The sequence below is a fragment of the Microcoleus sp. B7-D4 genome (genome assembly GCF_036705125.1).
Lineage (GTDB): Bacteria > Cyanobacteriota > Cyanobacteriia > Cyanobacteriales > Microcoleaceae > Microcoleus.
The window spans coordinates 1-7,945 of the sequence record NZ_JAUBTT010000178.1 but is presented as its reverse complement, the minus strand read 5'-3'; the positions used below and the strand labels follow the sequence as shown (position 1 = coordinate 7,945).

3 protein-coding genes are annotated in these 7,945 nt (G+C 46.8%); all 3 read left to right on the top strand.

The window, feature by feature from the left end; genetic code table 11:
* The coding region (locus QUB12_RS35905; RefSeq protein ID WP_333310891.1) for a S8 family serine peptidase at positions 1 to 4,068 on the top strand (4,068 nt) is incomplete at its 5' end.
* 261 nt (positions 4,069 to 4,329) lie between these two features.
* The gene (locus tag QUB12_RS35900) at positions 4,330 to 4,830 is read left to right on the top strand and encodes a hypothetical protein (protein WP_333147929.1); all 501 of its coding nucleotides are present in this window, start codon (positions 4,330 to 4,332) and stop codon (positions 4,828 to 4,830) included.
* A 71-nt stretch (positions 4,831 to 4,901) separates the two neighbouring features.
* Positions 4,902 to 7,945: FG-GAP-like repeat-containing protein (locus QUB12_RS35895; protein WP_333310889.1), on the top strand; the 3,044-nt coding region annotated here is incomplete at its 3' end.

The following is a 7,945-nucleotide window of genomic DNA, read 5'->3' as shown; positions in this document are numbered from 1 at the left end:
CCAACACCTCCTACTCCCACACCTCCTACTCCCACACCTCCTACTCCCACACCTCCTACTCCCACACCTCCTACTCCAACACCTCCTACTCCCACACCTCCTACCCCAACACCTCCTACTCCAACACCTCCTACTCCAACACCTCCTACTCCAACACCTCCTACTCCCACACCTCCTACTCCCACACCTCCTACCCCTACACCTCCTACTCCCACACCTCCAACCCCTACACCTCCTACTCCCACACCTCCAACCCCTCCAACACCTCCTACACCAACCCCAACACCAGCCCCAACACCTGCTGGAATTACCGTTAATCCTGTAAGTGGATTAATCACGACAGAATCAGGGGGAACAGCAACATTTGATGTCACACTCAACAGCCCACCTACTGCTGATGTCAAAATAGATTTAGGAAGTTCCAATACAGCAGAAGGAATAGTTTCACCTGTATCGCTGACATTCAATTCTGGTAACTGGAATTCAACGCAGACAGTAACAGTGACAGGTGTTAACGACAACATTGTTGACGGCAATAAAGCTTACACAATTGTTACTGCCCCTGCTGTTAGTCCGGATAGCAAATACTCCGGGTTAAATGCAGCCGATGTCGCTGTTACCAACAATTCCCCAGCAACAGACTTAGCTGGAAACACTCCAAGTACATCCCTCAAAATCAATGCAACTTCTAATCTCAGAAACTATACTGATGCAGTGAGTAGTAATTATCCAGATTACTACAAATTCACTTTAGGAGCTAACAATGACTTCAATTTATCAGTCGATGGCGTGAATGAAGATGTTAAGCTTGAATTGCTGGACAGCAATCAAAATGTCATTACAACAGCCCAAAACTCCGGCACTACTTCAAAGTCAATAAACCGGATTTTGGAACACGGCACTTACAGCATTCGAGTTTCTTCAGTTAATAGTGCGGAGACTCCATACACTTTAAACTTGTCTGCTTTGCCTCGCCTTGCCGGTATCACAACCACAGGATATGAAGGCCCTGCCTCCACAGCTACAACTTCGCAGCCCACTTCAACGACTGGAACTACTGGAAATTCTTCGGGCAACATCAATAACAACTTCCTCGCCAATAATGTCCTCGCCACACCGCGTTTTACTCCGATTAGTGGCATCAACAATCTTGTCAGAAGCGTCCAGACTAATATATTCAGTTCGCCGAGCGCTAATAGCTTCTCGGACGCATCATATTCCTATGGTTTTGACGGCGGAAACGACCCAAAGGGTCGGTTGGTCTCTGCCAGTGTATCCAATGCACAAATAAATCTCGACAAATTCCGCGCCACACCCGGTTTTTCCGGTATCGACGGCCGCGGTTTCTCTGTAGCGATATTAGATAGTGGCATCGACTTAAACCACCCATTCTTTGGCCCTGACAGCGACTCAAACGGCATTAGCGATCGCATCGTTTATAACTACGATTTTGCCGATGGCGACGCGGATGCTAGCGACCAAGACGGACACGGATCGAACATTGCCAGCATTATTGCCTCCCAAGACCCAACCTATACCGGGATGGCACCAGGGGCTAAGATTATCGACCTCAAAATCAGAAAGGATACTATACCTGCTGGTAGTTCAGACGAAATTAATAAGTTTCCGTATGTTGAACAAGCCTTGCAGTGGGTATTGCAAAATGCAGATGCTTACAACATTGCCAGCGTTAATATGGCATTCGGCAGCGGTGAAAGTTTTACCAGTCCTACTTCACTCTACGGTATAGGAGATGAACTGGCAGCATTGGCCGCGAAGAATATAATTGTTGCCTCTTCATCCGGCAACCGTTACTTCCATTACCAGAATCCTCCAGGTGTAAACTACCCTTCAGCCGATCCGAATTCGCTATCGGTTAGCGCGGTATACAATTCGGATATAGGTAGTTCCTCTTTGGGAAATTATTTTGCAAATAAGGATAATAGCACTAATAATTTAGTAACTGCTAATACCACTGCTGCCGATCGCATTGCTCCATTTTCTCAGCGTAATGGGACATTAACCACAATTTTTGCTCCGGGGGCACCTATCACCGGGGCTGACAAAGATGGCGGTTTAAGCACCTATCACGGTAGCAGTCAAGCTACAGCCCACATTGGTGGTATCGCAGTATTAGCCCAACAGTTAGCACAGCAAAAATTTGGCCGCCGACTAACACCAACCGAGTTCGCCGACCTTTTGAAATCAACCGGTGTCACTATCAATGACGGCGACGACGAAGACGATAACGTTACCCGTACTGGTTTTAATTACAAGCGCGTTGATGTGCTGGCTTTGGGTCAAGGTATTGTTGGCAATCACCCGCCACTGTTAAACTACGGCCCGAATACAACTCCGTGGCATTTCCAGAACTTGCGAGTCAGCTATGGAAGGAACTTCAAATACACCTTTCCGACAAACACTTTCACAGATCCCGATCCGGGAGATAGCCTCACCTACTCAGCCACTTTAAAAAACGGTGAAGCTTTACCGTATTGGCTGACTTTCAACCAGAATACCCGCACCTTCCAAGGAACAATTCCAGGGCCCCGAAATTTGGAAATTAAATTAACAGCAACGGACACATGGGGTGCAACTGCAAGTGATGTCATTTTAATGAAACTATCCAAGTATGGTGCTGTCATTGACGGTTATATCTCCGGTGCGACTCTCTTCTTAGATGCCAACAAAAACGGTGTCCTCGATGCCGGAGAGCCATCAACTACTACTGACTCCAACGGTGAATACGATCTTGATATTCCCTTCGAGACTTTCGACAAAAATCAAAATGGGGAAATTGATTCATCAGAAGGTAATTTAGTTGCTTTTGGAGGCACTGACACCGCCACCGGCTTACCCCTAGAAACACCAGTCACCGCACCACCGGATTCTACTGTTGTCACCCTCTTAACCAGCTTAGTCGCTGACTTAATCGACAAAGGAGTTGCACCGGAAACAGCGCAATCTCTTGTCAAATCTTCTCTGGCGATTCCCGCTGATGTTGACATCACCGATTTCGACCCCATCGGCGCCACCAACAACAACGAACCGGGCGGCGTCCAAGTCTTAGCAGCAATGGTGAAAGTCCAAAACTTCATCACTCAAACTAGCGCTTTGATTGACGGTGCTTCCAGTGCAGCTACTAACGAAATTGTCAAAGCTGTTGTCAGTTCAATTACGAGTCAAATTCAATCCGGCACTGTTTTAAACCTCAGCAACGCACTCGCTTTAGAACCAATCATTCAGCAAAGTGCCGCGAAAATTCAGCAGATTGACCCCAGTTTCAACAGTCAAAAAGTTACCTCAATTACCTCGCAAGCTGCGACTGTAATGGCAACAGCCAATCAGCGCATTGATTCTGCTGTCTCCAACCCAACAGGAACATCAATTCCTGAATCACTTGCCCGCGTCCAACAAGTAGCTTTGGGCCCAACTACTCAAGACTTCAAAGAAGTTGGTGCGGGAACTAAGACAATTTCCCAGGTAGTTACTGAGAATACTGGTGCTGCTTTAGATACCAAAATTCAAGCTGTGATATTACCTGCTGGGATTGCAACTCCTGTTGTCACCGGCGACGCAGATTTGGGCAGCAATTCCCCCGATCGAATTCTCGGTACAAATGGCGATGATACCCTGACTGGCGACAGTCCAAATAATGTTTTGCTGGGTCTGAGGGGTAATGATTCCCTCGATGGTGCGGTGGGGAATGACACTCTTTTCGGCGGCAAAGGTAACGATACTTTACTCGGCAGTAGCGGTGATGATGTCTTGTTTGGCAATCGCGGTGACGATTTGCTGAATGGCGGTTTGGGAAGTGATAGTTTGACGGGAGGGAATGGGGTAGATAAATTCTTGCTATCTACCAATTCCGGTACTGATACTATTACTGACTTTGAAGTTGGTAAAGACTTGTTAGTTTTGGGTAATGGTCTGACTTTCTCGCAATTGTCAATTACTCAAGAAAACAGTTCAACATTCATCCGCTTGTCCGCAACCGGAGAGATTTTAGCATCTCTGAATGGTGTGACGGCAAGTGCGATCGGTGTCGCAAATTTTGGCTCAATCTAATAGCAATAGGACTGATATGATGTCCGGTTAATCGACCATAATTCCTGTAGGGGCGGGTTCGCGGATATCTTTAAGAGAAACGAGAGATTCTGTAAACCCGCCCCGATATTCGACAGTACGATCGCGGCCGGGGCGGGTTTTTGAAATTGTCTATTAGCAGATATTGTTGGTGAACCCGCCCCTACCATCGACCTGATAATCGACCGCATTGGGTATAAGTCCCGATCGAGTAGTAGTGTATCCACCCATGAGGTTTTTGATATGAACAACGAAGATTCACAACCAATGTTTTTTCCTGTTTCTCGTTTCAAGTTGTTCGTGATGTCCCTAGTAACCTTGGGCCTCTATCAAATTTTTTGGTTTTACAAAAACTGGCAGCTATTCAAAGCCGCAACAGGAGACGACATTAGCCCATTTTGGAGAGCTGTTTTCAACGGTATTTTTTGTTATTCATTGATTACGAAAATTAGAAATAGGGCTAAATTGCGCGGTATTGATGCCAACTTTAGTCCATTCTTGCTGACTCTTGCTTGGTTTGGGCTTGCGCTGTGTGCCCGACTGCCAGACCCATACTGGCTAGTTAGTTTTTTATCTGTAATAGTTTTGCTTCCTGTTCAAGAGATTGTGAATGAACTGAACAGTTTAGCAGCCCCAAACCACAATCCTAACGATAGATTTTCGGTATGGAATATAGTAACTATCGCTGTGGGAGGCAGCCTGTTTGTACTTGCGATCGTCGGGACACTGATGCCAGCAACTTAGGTGCGATTTGCATCAGTTTCACAACTCGAAACATCAAAGATTACTGTTGTTAACTAATCGGTAAATTAATCATGTCTACTTTCAGTTCCGCAACCAACTTTCCTGTCGGCACAAATCCCCAATCCCTGACTGCCGAAAACTTTAATAACGACAATATCCCAGACTTAGCGATCGGCGGAACGGCTGTTTCCATGTTAATAGGGAACAGTCAAGGAGGATTTGACACTCCTGCCAACGTGAATCAATCGTCTAGTTACACTCCAATCGTAGCGGGTATTTTTAACAATGATAATTTTCTTGACCTAGCCCTAACTAGCTGGTCTGGTGGAGAATTTCCTAATGGTTACGTTTACATTTTACCAGGAACAGGTCAAGGTACTTTTGGCAATTCCATTTCCTTTAGTGCCGGGGAAAATCGACTCAGTGCGATCGGTGTAGGCGATTTTAACGCAGACAACTTATCAGACATAGTTGTAGCAGATGTTAACGGCCGCGTTGTCATCGGATTAAAAAACGCTCAAGGTAACTTTTTTACTCCTGAATATACATCTCAGGTGGGGACAAATCCAACGGCGATCGCAGCGAGAGACTTTAACGGCGATGGCAGCCTCGATCTTGCCATCACTAGCAGTGCTTCTAACAACGTTTCCATCCTACTCAACACGGGAGGCGCTGGTGCAGACAGATTTTCAATCCCGGTAAATTATGCAGTTGGCACTAATCCAACATCCATTGCAGCAGAAGACTTTAACGGTGACAACATCCTCGATCTTGCCATCACCAACAGCGTTTCTAACAACATTTCCATCCTACTTGGCACCGGTCAAGGTGCCTTTGCCAATGCCACCAACTACGCAGCGGGAGGCGATAGTCCGACCTCGATCGCAGTTGCCGACTTAAACGCCGACAGCAAACTCGATATCGCCGTTGCTAACAATCAATCAAACAACGTTTCTATCCTAGTTGGAACCGGTCAAGGCACCTTTAATAACCCCATTAATTATGCTGTCGGGACAAACCCAAAAGCGATCGCCATCAAAGATTTTAACGCCGACAACAAACCCGATCTCGCCACCGCCAATAGCGGTTCTAACGATGTCTCCATCCTGCTGAATACCACCGTTGAGGTCAATTTCGGCGCAGCCACTTACAGCGGCACAGAAGGAACAACAGATACCATCGTTAATGTCCCAGTCACCATCAGCGGCGGCACTCCCTTCAGCGATCTAGTTGTACCAATTGTTATCGACCCCAGCAGTACAGCTACCCAAGATTCAGACTACACTTTTTCACCTGCCACTCTCACATTCCCCGCAGGTACTAACACCCTCACTCAGAATGTTGCTGTCACTGTCAAAGCTGACAATATCGCAGAGAACGCCGAAACAGCAGTGTTCAGCTTTGGTACGATTACTGATGGGATTGCAGGTACAACAAAAGAAACAACACTAACTATTCCGGCCAATGACGCTATAGATTACGCCATTGCTGTCGGTACTGCCAGCCTCACCGAAGGCAACAGTGGCACTACTCCCGTTACTTTTACCGTGACTCGCAGCGGCGGGATTGATGCTGCCAGCAGTGTAAATTATGCAATTGGAGGAACTGCTACAAACAGCAGCGATTACAACAATATCGGCGGCACTTCTGGGGGAACTAGCATTACTGGTACGGTTAATTTTGCTGCGGGCGAGACATCGAAAACTCTTACTTTAGATGTGTTGGGCGATGCCATAATTGAACCGGATGAAACTATTACTGTTACTCTGTCAAATCCGGTTGCGCCCGGCCCGACTCCGACTATTACCGCTGCTACCGCTACAACTACGATCGGTAATGATGACACTGCCGGAGTCACCGTCAATCCTGCCAGCGGATTAGTGACGACAGAAGCAGGCGACAGCGCTACATTTACCGTTAAACTTAACAGTCAACCCAGTGCTAATGTTAGCATTGATTTGAGCAGTTCCAATCCCGCAGAAGGAACAGTTTCTAGCAATAGTTTAACTTTCACGCCTGCCAACTGGAATGAACTGCAAACAGTAAAGTTGACTGGTGTTGACGACAGCATTGCTGATGGTAGTAAAACTTACAATATTGTCACTGCTGCCACTGTCAGTACCGACATTAATTACAGCAATCTCAATCCCGATGATGTCAGCGCCAGCAACAGCGATAATGAAACTCCTGGCATTACGATTAATCCTGCCAGCACGACTGCAACGGAAGGCGGTGCAACTGGAAGTTACACTGTTCAGTTAAATAGTCAACCGATCGCACCTGTTACGATTAACTTAGCTACAGGCAGTCAAATTCAACCAATTACCGCACTTACTTTTACAGCGAATAATTGGAATGTCGCTCAAACTGTTGCAGTGGCTGCTGTGGACGACAATGCAGTTGAAGGAAATCATGCAGGTGCGATCGCCCATACAGCTACCAGTACCGATACTAACTATAACAGCATCACAATTGGGGCTGTTAGCGTCGCCATTACCGATAATGACACGGCAGGTTTCAGCATTGCACCTACGAACATAACTGCTACAGAAGGCGGCGCAAATGGCAGTTACAAAATCCAGCTAACTTCGGAACCGAAGGCACCGGTTACTATCAGTTTCAATACTGACAATCAACTTAATCCGATCGCCACACCTCTTACTTTTGACAACACTAATTGGAATGTTGCTCAAACTGTCACTGTTACTGCGCTCGACGACAATGTAGCACAAGGAACCCACAGTGGCACGATCGCTCACACAGCTACCAGTACCGATGCTAATTATAACGCGAAAGTCATTCCCAATGTGACGGCATCGATTACAGATAACGATAGTCCCGGTATTTCTATTGTCCAATCGGCAGGCAGTACAAATATTGCTGAAGGCGGTGCAACGGCTACCTACGGCGTGGTTTTGACTAGCGCACCTGCTGCAAACGTCACGATTAATTTTGACACTGGGACTCAAATTAGTGTGATCGCACCTGTCACTTTCACCCCGAATAATTGGAATGTGGCGCAAAATGTGACTGTTAGTGCGATCGATGACAGCATAGCCCAAGGAACCCGCAGCGGCACGATCGCTCACACCTCTGTCAGTACCGATATCAAGTA

What these genes read in the sequence shown, in the direction of transcription:
- QUB12_RS35900 (WP_333147929.1), top strand. Translation starts at nt 4,330, where the DNA reads ATGAACAACGAAGATTCACAACCAATGTTTTTTCCTGTTTCTCGTTTC.